Below are 22,708 nucleotides of genomic sequence, written 5' to 3'. Positions count from 1 at the left end.
CACGACTCTAATCCAATCGCTCAGGCCTTCACCGTCTCGATGATGCTGGCCCCGCTCCGGGTGGGCTGGATGCGCTCCACCTTCCAGGACGTGGCGGTGAAAAGCGCCTGGAACTCGTCCCGGGTGCGCTCGCGCCCGTCGGCGAGCACCAGCATGTTGAGGTCCATCAAGTGGCTGGGGTCTGGATTCCGGTTGTCCGGAATCACCATCTCCAGCACGAAGAGCCGTGCCCCGGAGGGTGCTGCCTCGTGGATGCGGCGCAGGAGGGTGATGGAGGCGTCATCCTCCCAGTCATGGAGGATGTGTTTGAGCAGATAGGCTTCGGCCGCGGGGATGCCGGGCTCGAAGAAGCTCCCGGTCACCACGTCCACCCGGCCGGCGAGGCCCCGGGACTCCAGCACCGCCTTCGCGCCCTCGGCGACCTGGGGCAGGTCGAAGAGGATGCCACGGCAGGAGGGATGGGCGCGCAGCACCTGTGAGAGCAGATCTCCGTGGCTGCCTCCAATGTCCGCCACCCGGGCGAAGGGGGCGAAGTCGATGTGGTGTGTCAGTTCGCTGCCCACCAAGCCGGACAGATTTCCCATGGCCTGGGCGAAGTGCTCCGCCTCGTCGGGATTCCGGGCGAAGTGCTCCCAGATGTCGCAGCCCAGCGCGGCCTGCACCGGGGCCCTGCCGGTGCGCACCGCCTCGGTGAGGAGCCCCCAGGGCAACCAGTGGGACTTGTCGCTCTGCATGATGGCCACCGCCCGCAGCGAGCCAGGGACGCCCGCGCGCAGCCCTTCACCCATCGGCGTCAGGGCAAAGGTCCGCTCGGAGGTGGCCGTGAAGAGGCCGGCGGTGATGCCGCCGCGCATCAGCCGGAACAAGGCGCCCGGATGGACGCCCAGCTCCGCCGCCAGCGAATCACTGTCGCGGGCTCCTCTCGCGAGCAGGTCCGCGATCCCCAGGCGGGCCACGGTGCCGATGACCTGGGTGATCCAATGGCCATTGATTGCCGCGAAGAGCTGCTGCGTGGGAGACGGATTCTCGCTGGGCATGGTTGTCATGCCAGGAGTCTAAATCCGTTCGTGGAAGGCGGGGGCAGCCGTGGGAGCAAACCGGGCGCGGGGGGAACCGTGAAGCAGACATCCATCCCGCTCTGCCCTGGAGCGCCCGTTTCAGGGAGACGGAGGCGGCTCTCGCAGGAGTTGGTGCTCCTTTGCTTGAACCGGTCCCAGGTGCTGCTTGAACCAGGGGAACAAGGAGGGGCCGTCATCGAGCCGCAGTTCGCCGCCCTGCGCTTCCTCCCCCTCGCACCACCGTGTCTCGTTCATGCGCAGCACGTCCCCGCGTACCAGTTGCCCGAATACCACCTGACCGTCCCGGAACTGCATTTCCAGGAGGGCGGATTCCCAGGGCGGCGTCGTCAGGGCCTTGTCCTCCGTCACCACGGCCTGGGCGAGCGCGGGCCGGAGTTGCTCCAGCAACGGTTCGGGCATTCGCGCGAACACCTTGTCTCCCTGACAGGCGATGAGCCGGACCGATACGACAAGAGCCGCATCTGCCTTGAGCCGCTTTGCGGCGCTGATGCCATGCGAGGCGACGCCTTGCCCATCACCGGCCGTCGGCTGCGCTAGCACAGTCGGGGAGCGTTCTCTCGCGGGCAGGGCGGGGGCATCCATACGGCCCCCCGCCCCGCCATCGTGTCCCACCGCCCCGGTACCCCGGGTCGGCTCCTGACAGGCCGGGACAGCCAGGAGCAGCACCATGGCCATCCCCACGCGCAGCCACGCCTGAACCCGCCTGATCCGCGTGCCGGAATCAGAAAAGGAGATACCCGGTGTCATCGATCACCAATCTCATGGTCTTCTTGAAGAAGTCGTATTCGCGCTTATATGTAGCGCCATCCACGTACATGTAATTGAAGACCTTCTTGCCGACAGGAATGGCACGGAGATTAGCTCCCATTCCGGGAGGCGCACCATAGACCTTCACGCGGCCTCCAAGAGCAGCGGACAATTTGGACATGTAGTTGAACTTCAGGATGTCGTTCCGAAGGTACTTCTTCGCATCCGCGGCCGCCATGGGAGTCATGGTCCCATCCAAAGCGGGAACGGTGACCTTCTCAGTGTCAGTCCTGACCAGGGACAATGCGCGAACCAGGTTGCGATAATCATCGACCGCCAGGCAGCCCCAGACCTTGACGATGGCATCGGCAGCGAAGGCTGCCCTGAAGTCCTTCAGTCGAGGCATGTTGACAGGGGCGAAGTCCTTGAACCGGGGGTCCTTGTCACGAGGGTCCCGGTGCACGACCGTCTCGTACGCAGCGTCCTCGTAGGTTTCGACGAGGAGGGGCCCACCTGCCCATGCGTGCGAGAAGATGTGGAACTCCCGCAGCGCCCCCGGCGCCCTGGTGCCAAGCTCGCTAACGTAGTCGTAGATGTGCCTGATGGAGATGGAATCGTCGTCGTGCCGCTTCTGCACGTTTGCCGCGACTTTGAATTTTCCCAGATGCGTCTTCACCTTTCCCTGGAGTACGCGATCCACTTCGAACCATCCGGATGCGCTCTTCACAGCCCGGCTCCGCTCTCCGGACTTGAAGTCAAAGACAGTGACGACGGTGGTATCGTCAATTCGCTTGGGGATGGTCTTCTTCGTCCCCGTCCTATGCGTGGTCCCCGCGTAGAGATCCTCGCGGTAGCTTTCGCAGTAGGCGACGTTATTCGCACCTCCACTGTAGTCCCACCCTGCGACAAGGATGACCTCGGAGTGGACCTTGGCCAGGGTAAGGGTCAAGGTGAAGACGGTCTTCGCCGTGCCTTTGGCGGATTCGACAGTCTTTCGAATGGTCGGGCAGCAGAAGGGAGCAGGGTGCGAGAACGTGGGCACCGGTCCGTCCGCCTCTTTCACGAAGGTAAGAGGAAGGACGAAGTCCGGCCGGTCTGAAAAGGAGAGGCACACCTCGTGCTTCCCTGGGTTCAGTCCGCTCAGCGCGAAGCGCGCGCCGTCTGCGGCAACAACGGCCCGTCTCACGGACAGGCCCGACGTCAGTGTCACGGTGCGCACCGTGAGCGCGACCCCCCGCTTGTCAACAGCCACGACGGCAAGGTGATGGGTTGCAGGCATACACTCCCCCTATCCTTCAATCCTGACGGCAACGCCGCTCTGTCGCATTGCTTGGCTGCAATTGCTCTGGGTCCGTCGCCACCTCATGCGCCATCGAGTCCCGGCAGTGCATTGCACGGCCCTGGATGTTGGCAGTCTTTTCATTGCAAATCCAGGATGCACCGCTGAGCAGCCAGTGTGCTCAATACGAGGCATGGGAATGCAAGTGAAGCAATGACCCATGGGGACCCAGGTGAAGACTCAACCCTCGAAGACACCTTGCACGCTTGAAGCACTCGGGCCGGCGCCGCCTTTTCCTCCGGTGGATTGACGTCTGGATTTGACCGGGAGTACGACCCGGAGATGACCTCACCGACCGTCCATCCGGCGCAGCTCATCGTCGACCTTGGCTTTGGTTTCATCGTCTCCGGCGCGCTGGCCACGGCAGCGGAGCTGGGGGTGGCGGACCACCTGGAGCAGGGCCCGAAGAGCGCGGCCCGGCTCGCGGAAGACGTGGGCGCGGATGCGGCGTCGCTGTACCGGGTGCTGCGGCTGCTGGCGAGCGCTGGCGTGTTCTCCGAGGACGGCGCCGGCAACTTCGCGCTCACCCCCGCCTCCGACCTGCTGCGCACCCAGGCCCCTGGCTCCCTGCGCAGCGCGGTGTTGATGCTCACGCAGGACATCTTCTGGGCACCGACCGGCGCGCTCACGCAGACGGTGCGGACCGGGACGAACGCCTTCGAGAGCATCTTCGGCAAGCCCTTCTTCGACCACCTCGCCAGCAACGCGGCGGCGGGCGCCACCTTCCACCGGGGCATGTCCAGCCTGTCCGACCTGGAGAACGGCCCCATCGCCCGCGGCTATGACTTCAGCGCCTGCCGCCAGGTGGTGGACGTGGGCGGAGGCCACGGCGGCTTCCTCATCGAGGTGCTTCGCGCCTCGCCGTCGGTCCGGGGCGTGCTCTTCGACCACCAGCACGTCCTGGATGAGGCACGCATCGCCTCGGAGGGGCTCTCCGAGCGCTGCGAGCTGGTGGCAGGGGACTTCTTCCAGACGGTGCATTCCGGCGCGGACGCGTATGTCCTCAAGCGCATCCTCCACGACTGGAGCGATGAGGTGTGCGTGGACATCCTGAGCCACTGCCGCCGCGCGATGGCCGAGGGCGGCCGGGTGCTGGTCGTGGACACGGTCATTCCACCCGGAAGCGCGCCGCACGGGGGCAAGGTGCTCGACGTGATGATGCTGGCCTCGCTCCCGGGCCGGGAGCGCACCGAGGAGGACTTCCGCAAGCTCTTCGCCCAGGCGGGCCTGCGCCTCTCGCGCGTCATCCCCACGCCCGCCGCGCTCAGCATCGTGGAGGCCGTGGCGGGGTAGGGCGCCGACGGTTTTTCGCCGGGGAAATGCAAAAGAATTCAGCGGGGTGACATCCCTCTGGTGGGCGCGGATTTCGCGCTCGTCGAGGGGGATGGGCACACCATGGGGATTCAAGGCACCACCGCCGGCAGCACCTTCCGCGCTCCGACGTCGCTGGGGACGGGGCCCACGGCGGTTCCCAGCCGTCCGGCCACTCCGGCGTCCGTGCAGCGCGCCCCGCTCTCCTACGCGAGCCGGGACAGCTTCGCCGCCACGCCCACGTCGCGAGGCCCCAACCTCACGGGGACGGCTCCCGCCGCTCCGCTCTCCGAGGCCCCGACGTCGTCGTCCCTGGTCATGCGCGCCATCAGCACCGGCGGCGTCCAGAAGACGCCCCAGGCCGGCGGTGTCTCCATTCCGTTCCGCATCAAGCTGACCGGCCTGTCCGCCCAGCAGCGCAAGGGGCTCACGCCCGGGGAGCTGCTCGTCCAGTTCGCCATGCAGTACAACAGCGTGGACCGGACGCGCGCCGAGGCCATGGTGGCCGCCAAGGAGGTGGGCTGGACCAACGGCACGCCTGAGATCACGGACGCCATTCGCAACGGAGCCTTCTACGAGATCAACGTCACGGACGCTTCGCTCAAGCCCTTGAGTCCGAAGGACGAGAAGGCCGTGGACGGGCTGCTCAATGGTCTGCCGCCGGGCGACAAGAAGCGCCTCAAGAGCGAGGCCAACAAAGAGTTCGAGTCGCGCACGAACGGCATCTACCGAGGCACGCCCCAGGACAAGGCCTACCTGAAGAACATCGAGGGAGACCTGCTCGCGAAGGAGCTCTTCAAGAACGTGCCTCCGCACGTGCGCGACATCCTCTTCAAGGAGGGCGCACCGGCGCCCAAGGACTACGCGTCCGCCCTACGTGCCGCGGAGGCGCTGTCGAAGCTGTCCCCGCTGGAGCTGGCGGACTACCTGAGCAAGACCACCGGCACCACGTCGGACTGGGCCGCGTTGGACAAGTCCATCGACTCCTACCGGGCCGACCGCGCGGAGCGGCTCCAGGGGTTGGAGGCGCTCGATGGCTACTCCAAGCGGCTCGAAGGGACCGCCGCCCTCTACGAGGAGCTCAAGGCGTACGACTACCGGACGAACAACCCTCCGGCCCTGGCGGCGGAGGACTCCAACGAGCTGACCCAGCATCTGAACAAGCTGGATGGGATGAGGGCCAACCTCGCCTCGGAGCTGCAGCGGCACGGCATCTCCAGCATCGAGGAGTTCCGGGGCCTGCTGAGTGACTACCGGACCTCCTTCGAGAAGGAGACCGTGTCGGTGGCGAAGGATCTGATGGTCCGGACCGACCACTCGCTCTACGAATTGCAGAACAAGTACCAGGACCCGGCCGTGGCCCAGGACCTCTACCAGCGCCTGTCGAAGGCGCGCGAGTACGAGGCCAAGGCCGTCGAGGCTGAAACCACGGCGGCCACCCTGAAGCAGGGCGCCGTGGACTCGCCGCGCCTGCAGCCGCCGCAGCTCCTCCGGCAGGCCGAGGAGGCCAGGAACGAGGCACGGTCCTTCCGCGCCCAGGCGCGCGAGGAGGCGAACCGGATCGCCCGGGACCACCCGCTCCTGCGCGACGAGAAGCTGGACCTGCGCACGTTGGTGCAGGCTCGTCCGGAGGGCATCCAGGCCCTCATCCAGAAGCACCTCGCGACGCGCCGGCAGGACATCCAGAAGACGCGGAGCAACATCGAGCAGGACCCCAGCCTCATCTACGGTTTCGACGTGCTGATGAAGTCCTCCAAGCAGCTCCAGGGCATCCAGCCCGGCTCCGTGCAGGACCTGGTCATCAACGACCGGGGCGCGGAGATCCAGCGCAACGAGAAGCTCATCGACCTGGGCCTGTCCGCGATGGGGCTCGCCGTCGGACTCATCCCCGGGGGCGCGGCGGTGCTGCCCATCATCCTGGCGGGTGGCATTGGCGCCGCGCAGGTGGTTCGCAAGGCGCAGGACTACATGGTGCAGGACGCGGCCCACGGGGCGGGCCTCTTGAAGGATGATCCGTCCATGGCCGAGGTGGTGATGGCCGTGGTGGAGACGGGCTTAGACCTGGCCGCCGCGGGCCCGCTCCTGGACGCCGTGAAGGCCTTCCGCATGTCCAAGGCGAAGGACCTGGGGAAGCTGGAGAAGGAGCTGAAGACGCTGCCCGACGTGAGCGATGCGCTGGCCGGGCGCATCGTGGACGTCGAGCGCCGGGGCCTGTCCCAGGCCGCGACCCAGGGCACGAAGGGCGTCGACACCGCCGTGACGGACCTGCGCAAGGTGATGCGCGCGTACGCCAACGAAGAGGTGGACGGCGCGGCCCTGCGCGCGGCCTACCTGCGCTCGGTGGAGGACGCCGGAGGTGATGCCCGGGTGCGCGCGACGCTGGGGAAGTTGAAGGACTCCGTGCTCCGCGAGGTCTTCGGTTCCCCGGAGGCGTTGCTCGCCGCGGCGGCGTCCAAGGACCCGAAGCAGGTCGAAGCGCTGCTGTCGCTGCTGGAGCGGCAGGTGGGGCGGGACTCGGCGGACGTCGTCATGTCCAACGCGGTCCGCGACGTGGCGGGCAAGTCGAAGGTCGGTGTCGGCCGGGTGGTGACGGATCCCAAGGAGATCCAGCGGCTCTTCCGCGAGAAGTTCGGCGGCAACGAAGCCGTCTTCTACCGGGGCATCCGCGTCCAGGAGGGCACGAAGCTCCAGGGCAAGTACAAGGGGGCCCAGGACGGGCAGATGCTCAGCGACAGCAAGAGCGCGGCGCTGACGTACGCGAACCAGGCGCCAGGGCTCGAGAAGGGCCGCGACCAGGCGACGAAGCGCATCATCGTCGAGGTCCGCATCCGCCCCGAGGACATCCTCAAGGACCCGTACGGGACGATGGAGCACGTCATCCTCAAGCCTGACGTGGACCTCACGAAGTTGCCGGGCTACCGGCAGCTCACTCCGGAGGAGATCGCCAACCTGAAGTAGCGCATCAAGCATGTCTGCTGATGCGCTTCAGAGGACCTACTGCGGGTGTGGGCAGTCTCGTCGATATTGCAAGTCATTCTCGATATTCTCCGATCCAAAGACAATCCAGTCTTGGGAGGATATCGCCATGCGCAGAACCGCTCTTCGTGCTGCTCTTGCCGTCGCCACCGTCGCGGGCATCGCCATCTCATCCAGTGCCGCGTTCGCCGAGTCCGCGACCGACTGGGAGTCGGGCCTGACGTTCTACAGCGGCAATTTCGTGACGCCCGTGGCGAACTTCCCGGCCCCTGACGGCCAGTGTCATGCGTTCCCGGCCACCGCCGGCACCCTGGTGGGGTGGAGCAACTTCGAGAACGTGATCGCCTACCGGACGGCGGACTGCACAGGCCAGCAGATGTGGCTCGGCACGCTGCGGTCGTTCCGGCCGGGCGAGTTCGCGAGCTTCAGCGCCTACTGAGGCTCCACGGCGGATGGGCGCCTGTTCCGGGGGGCCCATCTGCCGCGGCACATCAAGGAGCCGCGGGTCACGCGTCGTCGGGCAGAAAGACGAAATGATCCACGGGCAGTCGCCCCGACCCTACAAGCTCGAGGTATTCATCGCGGCTGCGGACGGTCGCGACGACCTCCGGGGTGCCGTTCTTCAGCACCACCACCGCGCCGATGGTCCCAGGCTCCTCGGCGTTGAAGATGGCGGTCAGCGCGGCTCGTTGAATGGGGGAGGGGCGCGCGCGGAACTCGCGAATGATCGCGATGACGATCCCCGTGACGGCGGTCGAAAGCAGTGTGACGAACAGCCAGTCCACCTGTCCCGTGGACCCGGGCTCGCGTGAACTCACATGGAAGACCATTCCTGTGGCGATGATGGCTGTTCCCAGCCACAGCAGTCCCGCGAGCACCCACCATGGAGTCTGTCTCTTCACCCGCTACCCCACCGGACCGTGATGGCCCTGTGCCCGAACTCACCGAGCCATCGACTGGCGAATCCCTTGCTCGACTTCATCACCCACCAGGGCGTCCACGATGTAGTACCCGGCGAAGCCGATGATGAAGCCGACGGCATTTCCAAGCAAGGGGACCTCCGAGCCGGCGAGCGCGCCGATGGCCCCTGCTGACAGCGCGCCACTGATGGTGCCCGCGACGGCGGCCCGAGTCCCCGTGGCGACATAGTCCGTGGTCGAGTGTTCCTGCTCATCGAGTGCCAGCATGGCCATCGAGAAGACGGGAGCCGCCACGCCGCCCCCCGTGGCGCCTCCGACCCCTCGGCCAAGGCCCGAGGCCATCCAGGAGCTTGTTCCTCGGCTCGTGAGCTGACGCGCCAGAGCGCTTCCCATGTTGCCGGTGACAAGGTTCTCGGTGACTCCGCCCGTCAGCCCCGACGCAGCGCCCGCGAGCCCCACCTTTCCCAGGCGAACACCGGCGTCTGATGGCCATGGGTTCAGCAGCATCGTCCCTCCTTCGAAGGCCATGGAGACGAAGGCCCCTCCCATCAAGCCCCGTCCCCCGGAGATGCCCGCGGACGCCAGGTTTCCACGGAGTCCTCCTCCATACCTCTGTGCCATCAACAGCTCCGGGAAGAGCCACGTCCTGAGCTGGGCCGTGGTCATCTGGGGATTGGCACGGCCCACCTGCTGACGGAAGTCGAGCAGGCGGACGAGGTGCTGCCTGTTGATGCCGTTGGAACGGACACGGTTGGCTAGTTGCAGCCGTACGTCACGAAGCGCTCTCTCGATTTGCTTGCGCACCGTGAAGTCCGTCCCGGACGCCTGCTGGAGATGCAGCAGCGTCTGGTACGAGCGGTACGTTGCGCCGTTGATTCGCACGGGCTTGGCGTTCAGGAGTTGGTCGGCGAGCTGCGAGTAGACCTTCTTCGTGTAGTTGGCGTGGTCCTTCAGCGCGGCCTGGAATGATTCGACGTGATCGGCGTTGATGGAGATGTATCCATCCTCCATCATCAATGCCGTGCCCTCTGCGGCGGGGAGCTGCGGAAACAGGAGGGTGCGCGCTCTCACGAACTTGCCACTTCGGATCCCCAGCATGTCCGCCATGCCTTCCAGGTAGGTCGCGTGGGGGTCTCCTCCCGAACCTGGATCTCGGACGCTGGTCTTCACCGAATTGAGTCCGCCGAACGGTCCACTCAAATCGAAGACGGGATGATTCGCCTGGATGATGTTGAGGTTCCGCTGAGGAAACAGTCCCTTGTGCTGGGCGGAGAGTTCTCCGAGGGAACCGCGCCACTTGTTCTGGCTGGGGACGGAACTCCCTGGAGCCTTCGAGAATCCGCCGGCCGCGAGTCGATCAAAGGCTGGGAGGTGATGCAGGCTGTTGACATAGCCCACCCATCGCCGACTCCGACACGATGGGGACGGAGTGGTGCTGCAACTGTTCTTGGAGCTGCGCTTCCGTGAGTACGCTTCGGGCCTTGTTGCGGTGACGGGCCGGGACCTTGTTGACGACGAGTACGTCTCCATGCGGCACGAGCTCGTAGTAGGTTTTCGACGTGTCGGGCCGGGTGGGAGCGACCGTCTCTTGCGAAACGTAACCCTGGAGCGTCTTGCCCTGGAGCGTTACCTTGATTGCGAGCCATCCACCCTGTTGCCCCATCACCTCGACTGGCGTGCCTCGGGGAAGGTCCGCGACAATTCCTTGATGCGGATGTTCGGGATCCTTGTGAGGCTTTGAGCGAAGCGCCACGCTCCAGCGGCAAACGATTCCACTCCTGAATCCAGCCACGACAGCCTCCGCGTCGTTACCTTTTGGGAAAAGGTCAGTGATACGGAGGGAGAAGAAAAGGACCAGGGGGGTTGGATGAAGCCACTTGTCCCAGGGCCGGGTGCGTCTGCCCTGACACCTATCAGCGCAGCAGCCGCGCGGAGATGGGCAGGTGGTCGGAGGGTTCTTGCTCCGAGGGCATGGGCGTCTGCTCCTCCAGCGCTGGCAACGCGTCGGGTTGGGCTCGCAGCGCGGTTGAATGGAAGAGGAAGTCGATGGACTTGGGGATGCCGTTCGCGTTGCAGGTCGGCTGATGCCGCCCCGCGTAGGCATCCCGCAGTCCGGCCGCTTCGAACGCCTGGACCAGCGGCTCTCCGGGCCGGGCATTGAAGTCACCGCACACGATCCACAAGGCCTGTGGATCCTTGCGGATCAGCTCGTCGATCAACTCGGTGGCCTCCTGCATGCCCTGGTGTTGCCCCACCGGCCTGTCGGGCCGGTCCCAGCGCAGGTGCGTGCAGGCCACGCGCAGCCGCTCTCCGCCGACGTCGAAGTCCACGACCAGCGCCAGGTGCCCGGAGATGCGTCCGTCCTCCAACCGGTCCCTGAAGTAGTGGGCCCGGTGCCCCAGGCTCTGTCCCAGGCGGTGGAGCACCGCGCAGCCATCGGGGCGGTCTTGCTGCTTCTGGGCCATCACGCCCAGGTAGCCGTGTGGCTTCAGCGCATCCTGGAGCGCGGCGAAGCTGTCGGGCTCCACCTCCTGAAGACAGACGATGTCCGCGTCCAGCCCCACGATGCGGCGGGCCAGCAGCGCGTGGCGGCTTCGTGGCCGGAGCAGGTCCGCGGGCGTGTGCGGGAACCACTCGGGCTTGATGTAGGCATCCGCAAGGATGTTGTACGAGGCGATTCGCAGGTCCACCGTCATGGGCAGGGTCTCCCGGTCCTCCCCATGCTGCCATGAGCGAACCGTCCGCCACAGGCGCTCGGCGCGGAAGTTGGGTTCGGTAGCGAACGGCCGCCAAACCCAACCGGAGGGCCGGAATCCGGCGATCGCGACGCCGACCTACGGTTTCGGTACACGACGCCCCCCGCCCAGGAGACCCGCATGAACGACGAATCGAAGTGCCCCGTCGCGCACGGCCCCCGTCGCGCACGGACGAACACGCAGTGGTGGCCGGACCAGCTCAACCTCGCCATGCTGCACCAGCACTCCTCGCTGTCGGATCCGATGATCGAGGACTTCAACTACGCGGCGGAGTTCCAGACGCTCGACCTCAACGCGGTGGTGAAGGACCTGCACGCGTTGATGACCGACTCGCAGGACTGGTGGCCGGCGGACTACGGCCACTACGGCCCGTTCTTCATCCGCATGGCATGGCACGCCGCGGGCACCTACCGCATCTTCGACGGCCGCGGCGGCGCGCGCTCGGGTGAGCAGCGTTTCGCGCCCCTCAACAGCTGGCCTGACAACGGCAATCTGGACAAGGCGCGCCGCCTGCTATGGCCCATCAAGCAGAAGTACGGCCGCAAGCTGTCGTGGGCCGACCTGATGATCCTCACGGGCAACGTGGCGCTGGACTCCATGGGCCTCAAGACGTTTGGCTTTGGCGGCGGCCGGGAGGACATCTGGGAGCCGCACTCCATTGACTGGGGCCCGGAGTCCACCTGGCTGGGCGACGAGCGCTACAGCGGCGAACGTGAGCTCGCGCACCCGCTGGCGGCCGTGCAGATGGGCCTCATCTACGTCAATCCGGAAGGCCCGAACGGCAAGCCGGATCCGGTCGGCTCCGCCCGCGACATCCGCGACACGTTCGCGCGCATGGCGATGAACGACGAGGAGACCGTCGCGCTCGTCGCCGGTGGCCACACCTTCGGCAAGTGCCACGGCGCCGGCCCGGTGCACCACGTCGGCTCGGAACCCGAGGGCGCGAACGTGGAGGAGCTCGGGCTGGGCTGGAAGAGCACCTACGAGAGCGGCGTCGGCGAGCACGCCACCACCAGCGGCCTGGAGGGCGCGTGGACGCCCACGCCGACGAAGTGGGACATGACCTACTTCGAGACGCTGTTCGGCTACGAGTGGGAGCTGACCAAGAGCCCGGCCGGCGCGCAGCAGTGGAAGCCCGTGGGCAAGAGCGGCGACGGCACCGTGCCGGACGCGCACGTGGCCGGCAAGCGCCACGCGCCCATGATGACCACCGCCGACATGGCGCTGCGCTTCGACCCCGTCTACGAGCGCATCTCCCGCGACTACATGGCCCACCCGGCGAAGTTCGCGGACGCCTTTGCCCGCGCCTGGTTCAAGCTGACCCATCGCGACATGGGTCCCAGGTCGCGCTACCTGGGCCCGCTGGTGCCGAAGGAGGACCTGCTCTGGCAGGACCCGATTCCGGCCGTCAACCATCCGTTGGTCGACGCCGCGGACATCGACGCGCTCAAGGCCGAACTGCTCGGCTCCGGCCTCTCGGTGCAGCAGCTGGTCAAGACGGCCTGGGCTTCGGCGACGACGTTCCGGGGCAGCGACATGCGCGGCGGCGCGAATGGCGCGCGCATCCGCCTGGCGCCGCAGAAGGACTGGGAGGCCAACGAGCCCGCCGAGCTCGCGAAGGTGCTCGGCAAGCTCGAAGCCATCCAGCAGAAGTTCAACGGCTCGCAGCGCGGCGGCAAGCGGGTGTCTCTGGCGGACCTCATCGTGCTGGGCGGCACCGCGGCCGTCGAGGCCGCCGCGCGCGACGCCGGCCACAAGGTCGCCGTGACCTTCACGCCGGGCCGCATGGACGCGTCCCAGGAGCAGACCGACGTCGAGTCGTTCCTGGTGCTTGAGCCGGCGGCGGACGGCTTCCGCAACTACGTCCGCGCGGGGGCCGAAGCGACGACCACCGCCGCGCTCATCGACCGTGCCAGCCTGCTCACGCTCACCGCGCCGGAGATGACGGCACTGGTGGGCGGCCTGCGCGCGCTGGACGCCAACCACGGCCACACGCAGCACGGCGTGTTCACGAAGCGCCCGGGCAAGCTGACCCCGGACTTCTTCGTGAACCTGCTCGACATGCGCACCGCGTGGAAGCGCTCGGAGAAGACGCCGAACCTGTTCGAAGGCCGCGACCGCGCCACGGGCGACCTGCGCTGGACGGCGACCATCGCCGACCTCGTCTTCGGCTCGAGTTCGCAGCTGCGCGCGCTGGCGGAGGTCTACGCGGCCCGCGACGGCGAAGCGCACTTCGTGCAGGACTTCATCGCCGCGTGGACCAAGGTGATGAACCTGGACCGCTTCGATCTGCCGGGGAAGAAGACGATTTAAGCGACGAAGGGCCCGGAACCTCGCGTTTCCGGGCCCTCGCACGGCACTGCCCGATGCGTGTAGGTTCGAGCATCCGCGCCTTCCGCCTGACGGAGCCACGTGATGCCTCATGATAAGCCACAGTGGATGCTGGACCGTCTCGCCGCGCTCGAGTCCACTCCTCGCGAGAAGTCGACTCCCTGGTCGAGGTTCAACGACCAGGCCCGCGTGTCGGTGGTCCAGCTCGTGGACGCCACGCCTCCGGCGCCGGGGGTGGATGTCCTGGCCGACTCCTTCCAGACGCAGATGACCGTGGTCAAGCCGGTCAACCCTTCGGATCCCTGGTCGTTCCTGGAGCCGTTCGATTTGACGTACCGAACCGAAGGAATCTGGCCCCCCGAGGTCCCCGCGTCTGTCGACACGGATCCGCTGGTGTGAGCGGGAGGGAAGACCGTCATGGGCATCATCAACTACCCTGGAAACCTGTCCCCGGCGGTCATCCTGACGTGGCAAGGCGAGAACGTCGCCAACGCCATCAGCACGACCCTCAAGAAGTTCCCGTACACGCTCGCCAACGAGTCGGTGACCGAATTCACCATCACGGCCGCGACGAGCGCGAAGACCCTCGCGCTGACTCGAAAGGCGGCGAAGGGTCAGCGGTTCTTCAATGACACGCTGAACACCTTCACGACCGCGCCCACCTCGGGCCTCGCCCTCGAGGATCTCGTCGCCGCGGGGACGAAGGCAAAGTGCACCATCGACCTGACCTTCACCTACGCGCGCTTCTTCGACGCGCTGTTGGAGCAGATGACCCTCACCGGGCCCGCCTCGAACAACCTGGCGAACCCGAGCGATTCAAAGGCCATCCTCGATACCTTCACCCACGCCGTGCCCTCCGGGAAGATCACCATCGGCTACAAGACGGCGACCCAGTCGTTGAAGGCGCTACCGTGCCGTCTGGTGAAGAGTGACGTGAAGCCGGGGCCCGCGGGCAAGCCGCCAGCGGTCACGCTCACCTTCGAGTTGGACTTCCTGACGGGCATCGACGCCGTCCGCAGGGAGGCCATGCGCAAGCTCATCGCCATGGATTGGTCCAAGATCGCCCGGTTGGGGACCGACGCGGCCTCTGGCAAGCCGGAGATCAAGCTCTGGCGACAGAACGTGATGGCCTACCTGGTCAACTACACGGACATGGCCCGCGGCGAGCAGTTCCGTGCCGGCCTCGTCAGCCGCCACAAGGGCAAGAGCGCGGTGGTGCTGGCTACGGCTCTTCGAGACGACATCGATGGCATGGTGGTGACCGCGAACCACTGGGGCCAGGCACGAGAGGATCTCAAGACGGAACGGCACCAGCGGCTGCTCTCCGACCTCTTTGGAACCCTGCACCAGTCGACATGGGTGTCATCGCCGGTCAGCTTCCTCCGGGAGATTGGCAGCACCTACGGGTTCAACGTCCATAAGAGCGCGGCGCTGGCGCTGCAATATGGTGCCGGGCACTGCGGTGAGCACGCCCAGGTTTCATTCTCCGTGCTCGCGGACATCATCAAATCCCCTGGAGCGCAGGTCTCCCATGCGGTCTTCACGGGCAACGCGAACATCGACCATGCGTTCGTGGTCTACAACCTGGACGTGGAGACGGTGGTCCAGACCCTTGCCACCGCCGCGAACAACACCCGCGTGAAGCAGGGGGAAGAGATCAAGGTGTGGAACCTTCGCGACGCCATCACCAAGAATGCGCCAAAGCTCGGGTATGTGATGGATCCCTACCTCGACAAGACCGTGATGAAGCCCACCGCCGATGAGCTGCTCACCGCGCTCAACAACAAGGCGCGGAAGGCCTCGGTCAAGGACACGGACTTCCTGGCCTTCGCGGGGGAGTATCCCTCCAGCTTCACGACCGAGGACCTCCGCAAGAAGACCGAGGCTGAGCGCAAGAAGCGCGTGAAGAACGTATGAGGCTCGCATCATTCGTCGCACGGCTCCTGTGGGTGCTACCGCTCCTCGGGTGTGCGGAGCGGACGCCGAAGCAGGACGTGCGTCAGAAGGCGCCGGAGCAGGCGAAGGGAGCGCAACCGATGAAACCGATGGACGAAACGTGCGCCTCACCCAGGCCCGCAGGTGCCCTCGCGGATCAGGCGCGTGAGGAGCTGGGGCAGGGCATGGTGGGCGCGGAGCTTGCTCCCGTGCTGCCGACGCAGTGGCCTCCGAAGGGGGGCGGACTCGAATACTTCGTGTACCGGAAGAAGTCGCTCCCCACGGGGCTGGTGAAGTTCGAGGTCCAGGGGCCCACCGAGCGGGTTCATTTCGTCACGCCCGGTGCGAAGGCTCGCGTGGAGTCCCTCGCACCGGTGGCGGCGCTCGGGGTCGAGGACACGACCGTGCAAGGGCTGTCGGACTCTTCCCAGAGCCACGTCGAGCGAGCGGAACAGGCCCTGCTGGACGTGGTCGCCGGTTGCCGTTCGCTGGACGAGGCCCGGGGCGACCTGGAGGGCTACCTCGAATGGGTGGCGCAGAATCCGCTTCAGGGCCAGGACCTGGAGCGGCGCGGCGCCACGCTGTTCTCGTGGCTGCGGAGGCGCTGAACACGGAGGCGCAGCAGTGCCTGCCGCCGGCCACGGCGGCGTGTCCGCCGGATTCCGGGTGACGTAGAGTGCCCGCGCGATGGACACCCCCTTCGACGGGGACTCCGCGAACCCCCCGCGGCCCCCGAACGGTTGGGCGCCCTTGAAGGATTGAAACATGAGCGACACCGCCCCGACCGCGGGCCTGGACCGGAGTGCCTCCTCTCGCGCGTCGTCGGTAGCACGGTGGGTGACCGCGGTGCTCGGCCTGGGCGTGATCCTGCTGGTGCTGCGCGGAAGTCCCCTGCCGGCGCCAGTGCCCGCCTCCGCACCCGGGGAGCGGTTCTCCGCCGAACGCGCCCGGGAACACCTGCGCTTCATTGGTGCTGAACCCCATGCCCTCGGCACGCCGAGGCACGCGGAGGTGCGCGACTACCTGCAAGCGCGCCTGCGCGACGTGGGCGCGGAGGTTCAAATCCAACGCGAGCCCGTCTTCGCGCCCGCACAGGGAATCCCCCGGCCCGCCGCGAACGTGGAGAACGTCGTGGGCCGGCTGCGCGCGAAGGACGGCGCGAAGGGCACGGCCGTGATGCTGGTGGCCCACTACGACTCCGTGCCCACGGGGCCGGGCGCGTCCGACAACGGCGCCGCCGTCGCGTCCATCCTGGAGGTGGCGCGGGCGCTCCAGCAGGGGCCGGCGCTCGCGGGCGACGTGCTGTTCCTCTTCACGGACGCGGAGGAGCAGCACCTGCTGGGCAGCACGGCCTTCGCGGCCTCGCACCCCTGGGCTCGCGAATCAGGCGTGGTCCTCAACGTGGACGCGCGCGGCAACGCGGGGCCTCTCCTGATGTTCGAGGTCTCCCCGGGCGGCGGCTGGCTCGTGCGCAGGCTTGGCGAGGAGGCCCCGGACGTCGGGGCCGGTTCGCTCTTCGCGGCCGTGTATCAGCGGATGAAGAACGCCACGGACTTCACGGCGCTGCGGCAGGGCGGTTGGCAGGGGCTGAACTTCGCCAACGTGGAGGGCACGCAGGCCTACCACTCACGCAAGGAGACCGTGGACGCCGTCTCCAACGGACTCCTCCAGCAGCAGGGCGACACGCTGCTCGCGCTCACCCGGCGCATCTCCCGCGAGGCGTCCGTGCCGGAGGGCGAGGAGCTCATCTTCTTCAACGCGGGGCCACTGCGCATCCACTATCCCCGGTCCTGGGCCGTTCCGCTGGCGGTGGTCTGGGGCGGCCTGTTCGTGTTCGCCATCTTCCGGGCGCGCCAGCGCAAGCAGCTGCGCCTGTGGGCCATGCTGCGGGAGTCGCTGGTGTTGTTGCTCGTGGGCTTCCTGGCCAGCAGCCTCGCGCGGCTCGCGTGGCCGCTGCTGCGCGCCCTCCAGCCCGGCTTCCGCGCCCTCAGCCGCTCGGAGACGCAGGACAACTCGCGCTTCATCCTCGCGGTGGTGCTGTGGGTGATGGCGGCCATGGGCGTCGGGCTCTACCTCCGTCGGCGCGCACCGGTGATGGAGCTGGCGGCGGGCGGATGCGTGCCGTGGGCGGTGATCTGCATCGCGGTGAGCATCGTGTTGCCGGGCGCGAGCGCGCTGTTCCTCTGGCCCCTGGCGGGCATGGTCCTGCTGCTCTTGTGGCTGGGAAGCCGGGGGATGGAGCCACTCCCCCAATGGCACGTGCCACTGTGGGGGCTGGCGGCGCTGCCGCTCCTGCTGTTGCTGCCGAACGTGTTGGCCACCTTCTACACGGTGCTGCCTTTGGAGCGGGCCGCGGTGCCTTCCGACCTGTTGATGCTTGGCATCTGTCTGCTCGCGCCCGGCTGGCTGTGGTTGGCGGGCCGGGGACTGCCGTGGGCCTCGGGCGGGGCCGCGCTGCTCGGCCTGGGCCTGTTGGTGTCGCTCGCCGTGGGTCAGCGCTTCGACGCGCGAACCCCGCGCCCCACGGGCCTGCTGTACCTGGTGGACGCGGACGCCAGGACGGCGCGCTGGGTGTCCTCGGATCCCGTGCTCAATGATTGGACGCGCGCGTACCTGGGGGGCGATCCGAAGCGGGAGGCCATGGACGCGCTGCCGGAGGTGAAGGGGCCCTTCTGGAACGCGCCCGCGCCTACACCAGGGGAGGACGTGCGGGGGCCGGCGGTCGAGTCGCGGCTGGAGGCAGGGGAGGGGGGGCGCCGGAAGGTGTCGCTCCACATCACCCCGTCCCGCCCGGACGCGGCCTTCGTGGATGTGCAGGTGCTGCCCGGGGACGCGGTGCTTTCAGCGCGACTCGCGGGCCAGCAGGCCCCGGGCGACACGCTGCGGACTCGCAACGCGGCCCAGGGCGTGCTGTTTCGCTACTGGGTGCCGTCCACGGGCGGCTTTGACCTGGAACTGGAGCTGACGGCCAGCGGCAGCCCCACCGTGAGGGTGGGCGAGCACACCTACGCGGTGCCTGCGTCGGTGACGCAGGGACTGCCCGCGCGCCCGGAGGACAGCATGCCGGTGCCCTTTGGAGAGGGACTGGACGAGGGCACGCGGGTGACGCGGACGCTGCGGTTGGATGGCTCGGCGGCGGAGGCCCCTCCCGGCCCCACGCCCTGACCGGCAGCCAATCCCGGATGCCTGTCATTGAACTGGTGTCCCGCCGACCAGGGTTACTGACGACGTCTCACCCGGAGGCCGGGCATCCGCGCAGGGCGGATGCCCGTCTCACTCAGCTCAGGGCACGGTCACCGTCACCGCGTTGCTGCGCCGGCTGTTGCCCGCGCGGTCAGAGGCAATGGCGACAATCGTGTGCGTGCCGGACAGGCCCGCGGTGTTCCAGGTCCGGGTGTACGGGCTGGCCCCGACGAAGTACGTCGCCACGCCGTCGATCTCGAAGATGACCTGGAGCATCGCCTGGGTGTCGCTCGCGTTGGCCGTCAGCGTGACATTGCCGCTGACCACCGCCCCGTTGGCGGGCGAGGTGAGGACGGACGAGGGCAGCTGGTTGTCGACGATGAGGTTGCGGGTGCTCGTCTGGACGTTGCCCGCGTTGTCCGTGGCGCGAAGTGCCAGCGAGTAGGAGCGGTTGCCCAGCACCCGCGTGTCCGCCAGCGTTGGCCACGTTTCGAGCAGCCGCGCTACGAGCGTCCGCGTGGTGGCGTCCTGTCCCGCCCACCGCGGAAGGTTGTCGCGCACGAAGTCGGAGGGCGCCACCGGGCCGCCGGAGAATCTCAATGGCAGTAACACTCCGTGCGGGTGCACCAGCCAGAGCTGAAGCCCATTTCGATGCACTGCTCGATGCAGGCGGAACATTCATACGGCGCGGGAGCATCAGGAGGCGTGGCAAGGGCTTGCGTGGCGCTGAATGACAAGACAGCGCCCGTGGCAACGGCGAGCAAGGTCTTTCCCGCCTTCCTCACGAAGTCAATAATAGACACCTCTGGGAGTGGTGTGGCACCGCTGCGGACAGCCACGGCACGCTACCCCACCGCGAGTCCCCGGGGCACCGTGGACTCGAGCGCGGCGAGGAGGCGGAGCGCGGAGTCTCCGACCTCCTTCCTCCAGGCCATCCTCCACGGCCGCCGCAAGGGCCCGGACGCGAGCCGCTTCACGACCAGGTCGCCCTTGCCCAGGTGCGGGGTGGAGATCCACTCGGAGAGCACGGCGACGCCCAGGCCCGCGCGGGCCACGTCGAGGATGGCCTCCGTGAGTGGCAGCCGCTCCACGCGGAGCCGGGGCCGCTCGCGGCCGAAGACCTGCGTCATGAACCAGTGCGACTCCGCCGCGGGCGTCTGCCCCGTGAGAACGATGTGCTCGCGGAGGTCCTCCCGGGTGAGCGCACGGCGGGACGCCAACGGGTGCGACGCGGCCACCACGAAGATGATCTCGTCGGAGAAGAGCGGCCGGCTCTCCAGCCCGGCGCGAGGGACGGTCGACGTCGTCAGGAGCGCCACGTCCAGCTCTCCGGCCACCAACGCCGGGACGGGGTCCTGGGTGTGCTCCACCGCCAGGGACAGGTGGAGGCCCGGAAGGCTCTTGCGCAGCGTCACCAGCGCGGACGGCAGCCAGTGATAGGCGGTGTAGCACTCACACACGAGGCGCAGGCGGATGGACGGGGCCACCGGCGCGCGCACGCGGTGCTCCAGGTCGCCCAGCTCCACGAGGATCCGCGTGGCGCCCGCGACGAGCTCCTGCCCCGCTGGCGTGGGCACGAGCCCGCGCGGGGTCCGGTCGAAGAGTCGCGCGCCCAGCCGCTCCTCCGCCGCGAGCAGCGCGCGGCTCACCGCCGGCTGCGTGAGGTGCAGCGCGGCCGCGGCCCTGGCCGTCGTTCCGGCGGCGGCCAGGGCCAGCACCACGCGCAGGTCGCGCACGTCGAGGCGGGGGGAGGGCGGGGCAATGTCTTCCATGCATCGAGTCTATGCCAACGATGCGTTGGACGCATCCCATCCGGAGGCGGAGAGTGGCCCTCGCTTCTTCCGCGAAGGCCCACGCTCGACGTCCTGGAGGACATCCCATGCAGCTCTACTTCTCTCCCCTGTCCTGCTCCGCCGCCACCCGCATCTGCTTCTACGAGGCGGGCACGGAGGCGACGTACATCGAGGTCGACTCGAAGACGAAGCGCACGCTCGATGGGAGCAACTACCTGGAGGTGCATCCGCTCGGGCTCGTCCCCGCGCTCCGCACCGACGAAGGGGACGTGCTCACGGAGAATGCCGCCATCCTGCAATACCTGGCCGGGGCGCTGCCCCAGGCGGACCTCGCGCCGGCCGACAGCCGGGGGCGCGTGCGGCTCCAGCAGTGGCTGTCCTTCATCGGGACCGAACTGCACAAGGCGACGTTCTCCCCGCTCCTCGACGCGTCGTCGACCGAAGGCGCCCGGAGTTACGCGCTGGAGAAGGGGACCGGCCGGCTCGCCTACCTGGAGAAGCACCTCACCGGACGTGAGTTCCTCATGGAGCGCTTCAGCGTCGCGGACGCGTACCTGGCGACGGTGCTCGGCTGGTGCGTGGCGACGCCCATCGACCTGAAGAAGTGGCCCGAGCTCAGCGCGTACTTCGCGCGCATGCTGGAGCGGCCCAGCGTCGCGAAGGCCTTCTCCGAGGAGCGGAAGCTCTACATGGCCCAGCTCGAAAAGCGCCAGCCGCGTCCGTGACGGCGGTGGCGCGGTCCTCAGACTGCAACTCCCTCCACCTCCTCCTGAGGCGATGGAGGAGGGGAGGGAGTCTTCAATTCAGGGCGAGCTGCCTGTCAGGAGGCCAGGGGCTGGGTGCCGGGGCCGTTCTTCAGCTCCTTGCGCACCGCCTCGGCGACGCGGTCGCGGACCATGTTCGCCATGCGCTCGCGGAGGTCCTCACCCACGCGCTCGCGGATGGCGGACACGAGGGACTCCGTGTCCACCGGGCCCGGGCCCTGCGCCTGGTAGCCGCCCATGTGCTGCTCCCCGAACCCGCCCCGCATCGTGTGACCCATCCCGCCCACGGCGCCCAGTGACTCGCGGAGGGCGTCACCCAGCCGGTCGCGCAGCGCCTCCTGCAGGTGCTCGCGGAGGTTGCTGGACAGCCGCTCGTGGAGCGCGTCGACCAGGCGCCCGCGGAGCGCCTCGGCGATGCGCTCGGGGTCCATCATCCCCACGCCCTGCGGCTGGAAGCCCATCACGCCCTGGGTGCGCTCGCTCATCCGGGCGCGCAGTTCGTCGCCCAGCCGCTCGCGCAGCGCGTCGCGCACGCGCTCACGCAGGCCGCTCTGCACGCGCTCGCGGAGGGTGTCCGCGAGGCGGTCGCGGAGGGTGTCCGCGAGGCGCTCCGGGTCGATCTGGCCCATCTGCATCCGGCGCTCGGACAGCGCGGAGCGCAGCATGTCCGTCAGCCGCTCCTTCAGCGCCTCGCGGATGCGCTCGCGCACGACGGTGTGGATGCGCTCGGACACGTTGTCGGCGAGCCGGGTGCGGAGCGCCTCGGCGATGCGCTCCGGGTCCATCCCGAAGCCCTCCATGCCCATCCTCCGCTCCGACATCGCGGAGCGCAGCGCCTCGCCCAGCCGCTCGCGGATGGCGTCGCGGACGCGCTCGCGCACGACGGTGCCCAGCCGGTCGCGCAGGGCGTCCTCCAGCTTGATGCGCACGCGCTCGGCGATGCGCTGCGGGTCGAAGTGCCCGTGCCCCTGCTGCATGCTCATCCAGTTCTCGGCCAGGGCGCTGCGCAGCGCCTCGCCCAGCCGCTCCCGGAGCACCTCGCGGGCGCGCTCGTGCACGCCGCTCACGACGCGCTCATGGATGACGTCGGTGAGGCGGTTGTGGATGGCCTCGGCGATCTGCTCCGTGTCGAACTGCGTCCCGCCCCCCTCCCCCTGCGGCATGTTCATCATGCGCTCACGCACCGCACCGCGAATCGCGTCGCCGACGCGCTCGCGGATCTCCGAGCCGATCCGCTCCTCCAGGCCGGACACGACGCGCTCGTGCACGGCGTCGACGATCCGAGCCTTGAGGGCTTCGGCGAACATCTGCTGCCCCTGCATGGAGAACTGTTCCTGATTCATTCAGCTGCCTCGTGGGTACCGCGGGTAGGACGGCGGGCGCGGAAGGTTTCGGCCTGCCACGCGAGGCGAAGAGATAGAGGCAGTGGGCCAGCGCGAATACGGGGCCCGGGTCTCGCGCGAGAGTTGGCGCGCGCATTCCAGGCCGTGCTCGCAGGGAGGGTAGGCGTGCGCACCGGCCAATGGTGAACTGTGTCCCCTCCCGAGCATGCAGGCATTGGCCTCATCCCCGTG

Annotated in this window: 19 protein-coding genes; 10 read left to right on the top strand and 9 right to left on the bottom strand. The window is 67.9% G+C overall.

What is annotated here, in order from left to right; all coding sequences use genetic code 11:
- Positions 1-20 precede the first annotated feature (20 nt).
- The 3 genes from D7X99_RS08255 to D7X99_RS08245 all read right to left on the bottom strand — a co-directional run bounded on the left by D7X99_RS08255 (position 21) and on the right by D7X99_RS08245 (position 3,105).
- A complete protein-coding gene (locus D7X99_RS08255) occupies positions 21-1,046 on the bottom strand; it encodes a methyltransferase (RefSeq protein WP_121777282.1) in 1,026 nt (341 codons plus the stop codon).
- 111 nt (positions 1,047-1,157) lie between these two features.
- The gene (locus D7X99_RS42250; protein ID WP_120581367.1) at positions 1,158-1,478 is read right to left on the bottom strand and encodes a hypothetical protein; all 321 of its coding nucleotides are present in this window, start codon (positions 1,476-1,478) and stop codon (positions 1,158-1,160) included.
- 322 nt (positions 1,479-1,800) lie between these two features.
- Positions 1,801-3,105 carry a hypothetical protein gene (locus D7X99_RS08245; protein ID WP_120579071.1) on the bottom strand — a complete coding sequence of 435 codons (1,305 nt, stop codon included), beginning with the start codon at positions 3,103-3,105 and terminating at the stop codon, positions 1,801-1,803.
- A gap of 342 nt (positions 3,106-3,447) precedes the next feature.
- On the opposite strand from D7X99_RS08245, the gene D7X99_RS08240 reads away from it, so the two are divergent.
- The 3 genes from D7X99_RS08240 to D7X99_RS08230 all read left to right on the top strand — a co-directional run bounded on the left by D7X99_RS08240 (position 3,448) and on the right by D7X99_RS08230 (position 7,891).
- Positions 3,448-4,458 carry a methyltransferase gene (locus tag D7X99_RS08240; protein ID WP_121777280.1) on the top strand — a complete coding sequence of 337 codons (1,011 nt, stop codon included), beginning with the start codon at positions 3,448-3,450 and terminating at the stop codon, positions 4,456-4,458.
- A 102-nt stretch (positions 4,459-4,560) separates the two neighbouring features.
- Positions 4,561-7,434, top strand: a complete 2,874-nt coding sequence (locus tag D7X99_RS08235; RefSeq protein ID WP_147476073.1) for a hypothetical protein — start codon at positions 4,561-4,563, stop codon at positions 7,432-7,434.
- 127 nt (positions 7,435-7,561) lie between these two features.
- Positions 7,562-7,891, top strand: a complete 330-nt coding sequence (locus tag D7X99_RS08230) for a hypothetical protein (RefSeq protein ID WP_121777278.1) — start codon at positions 7,562-7,564, stop codon at positions 7,889-7,891.
- Positions 7,892-7,958: 67 nt separating this feature from the next.
- Here the strand turns inward: D7X99_RS08230 and D7X99_RS08225 are convergent, their stop codons facing one another.
- Positions 7,959-8,330 (bottom strand): hypothetical protein, encoded by a 372-nt coding sequence (locus D7X99_RS08225; RefSeq protein ID WP_121777277.1) that lies wholly within the window; start codon positions 8,328-8,330, stop codon positions 7,959-7,961.
- A gap of 63 nt (positions 8,331-8,393) precedes the next feature.
- Positions 8,394-9,470 carry a hypothetical protein gene (locus D7X99_RS08220; RefSeq protein ID WP_147476072.1) on the bottom strand — a complete coding sequence of 359 codons (1,077 nt, stop codon included), beginning with the start codon at positions 9,468-9,470 and terminating at the stop codon, positions 8,394-8,396.
- A 331-nt stretch (positions 9,471-9,801) separates the two neighbouring features.
- Between D7X99_RS08220 and D7X99_RS42715 the strand changes: the two genes are divergently transcribed.
- Positions 9,802-10,113 carry a hypothetical protein gene (locus D7X99_RS42715; protein WP_121777275.1) on the top strand — a complete coding sequence of 104 codons (312 nt, stop codon included), beginning with the start codon at positions 9,802-9,804 and terminating at the stop codon, positions 10,111-10,113.
- 172 nt (positions 10,114-10,285) lie between these two features.
- Here the strand turns inward: D7X99_RS42715 and D7X99_RS08210 are convergent, their stop codons facing one another.
- Positions 10,286-11,068, bottom strand: a complete 783-nt coding sequence (locus D7X99_RS08210) for an endonuclease/exonuclease/phosphatase family protein (RefSeq protein WP_121777274.1) — start codon at positions 11,066-11,068, stop codon at positions 10,286-10,288.
- Between the two features lie 180 nt (positions 11,069-11,248).
- Between D7X99_RS08210 and katG the strand changes: the two genes are divergently transcribed.
- The 5 genes from katG to D7X99_RS08185 all read left to right on the top strand — a co-directional run bounded on the left by katG (position 11,249) and on the right by D7X99_RS08185 (position 18,559).
- Entirely contained in the window at positions 11,249-13,441 is a 2,193-nt protein-coding gene (gene katG / locus D7X99_RS08205; RefSeq protein WP_121777273.1) for a catalase/peroxidase HPI, read from the top strand.
- 126 nt (positions 13,442-13,567) lie between these two features.
- A complete protein-coding gene (locus D7X99_RS08200) occupies positions 13,568-13,858 on the top strand; it encodes a hypothetical protein (RefSeq protein ID WP_121777272.1) in 291 nt (96 codons plus the stop codon).
- A gap of 18 nt (positions 13,859-13,876) precedes the next feature.
- Complete coding sequence (locus tag D7X99_RS08195) at positions 13,877-15,376, top strand: hypothetical protein (protein WP_121777271.1); 1,500 nt, start codon at positions 13,877-13,879, stop codon at positions 15,374-15,376.
- Positions 15,373-16,002, top strand: coding sequence for a hypothetical protein (locus tag D7X99_RS08190; RefSeq protein WP_147476071.1), 630 nt, complete (start codon positions 15,373-15,375; stop codon positions 16,000-16,002). The genes D7X99_RS08195 and D7X99_RS08190 overlap by 4 nt, the downstream gene beginning before the upstream one ends.
- Before the next feature lie 157 nt (positions 16,003-16,159).
- Positions 16,160-18,559 (top strand): M20/M25/M40 family metallo-hydrolase, encoded by a 2,400-nt coding sequence (locus D7X99_RS08185; RefSeq protein ID WP_121777269.1) that lies wholly within the window; start codon positions 16,160-16,162, stop codon positions 18,557-18,559.
- Between the two features lie 117 nt (positions 18,560-18,676).
- Here D7X99_RS08185 and D7X99_RS42710 read toward each other — a convergent pair whose 3' ends face one another.
- Positions 18,677-19,177 (bottom strand): Ig-like domain-containing protein, encoded by a 501-nt coding sequence (locus D7X99_RS42710; protein ID WP_233613201.1) that lies wholly within the window; start codon positions 19,175-19,177, stop codon positions 18,677-18,679.
- A 245-nt stretch (positions 19,178-19,422) separates the two neighbouring features.
- Positions 19,423-20,349 (bottom strand): LysR family transcriptional regulator, encoded by a 927-nt coding sequence (locus D7X99_RS08175; RefSeq protein WP_121777268.1) that lies wholly within the window; start codon positions 20,347-20,349, stop codon positions 19,423-19,425.
- A gap of 107 nt (positions 20,350-20,456) precedes the next feature.
- On the opposite strand from D7X99_RS08175, the gene D7X99_RS08170 reads away from it, so the two are divergent.
- The gene (locus tag D7X99_RS08170) at positions 20,457-21,095 is read left to right on the top strand and encodes a glutathione binding-like protein (RefSeq protein WP_121777267.1); all 639 of its coding nucleotides are present in this window, start codon (positions 20,457-20,459) and stop codon (positions 21,093-21,095) included.
- 95 nt (positions 21,096-21,190) lie between these two features.
- On the opposite strand, the gene D7X99_RS08165 is transcribed toward D7X99_RS08170, so the two are convergent.
- On the bottom strand, positions 21,191-22,477 hold the full coding sequence (locus D7X99_RS08165) for a hypothetical protein (RefSeq protein WP_121777266.1): 1,287 nt from the start codon (positions 22,475-22,477) through the stop codon (positions 21,191-21,193).
- Positions 22,478-22,708 lie beyond the last annotated feature (231 nt).

Origin of the sequence: Corallococcus sp. AB032C, assembly GCF_003668935.1 — a bacterium.
GTDB lineage: Bacteria > Myxococcota > Myxococcia > Myxococcales > Myxococcaceae > Corallococcus > Corallococcus exiguus.
This window is presented reverse-complemented; position numbering and strand designations above follow the sequence as displayed.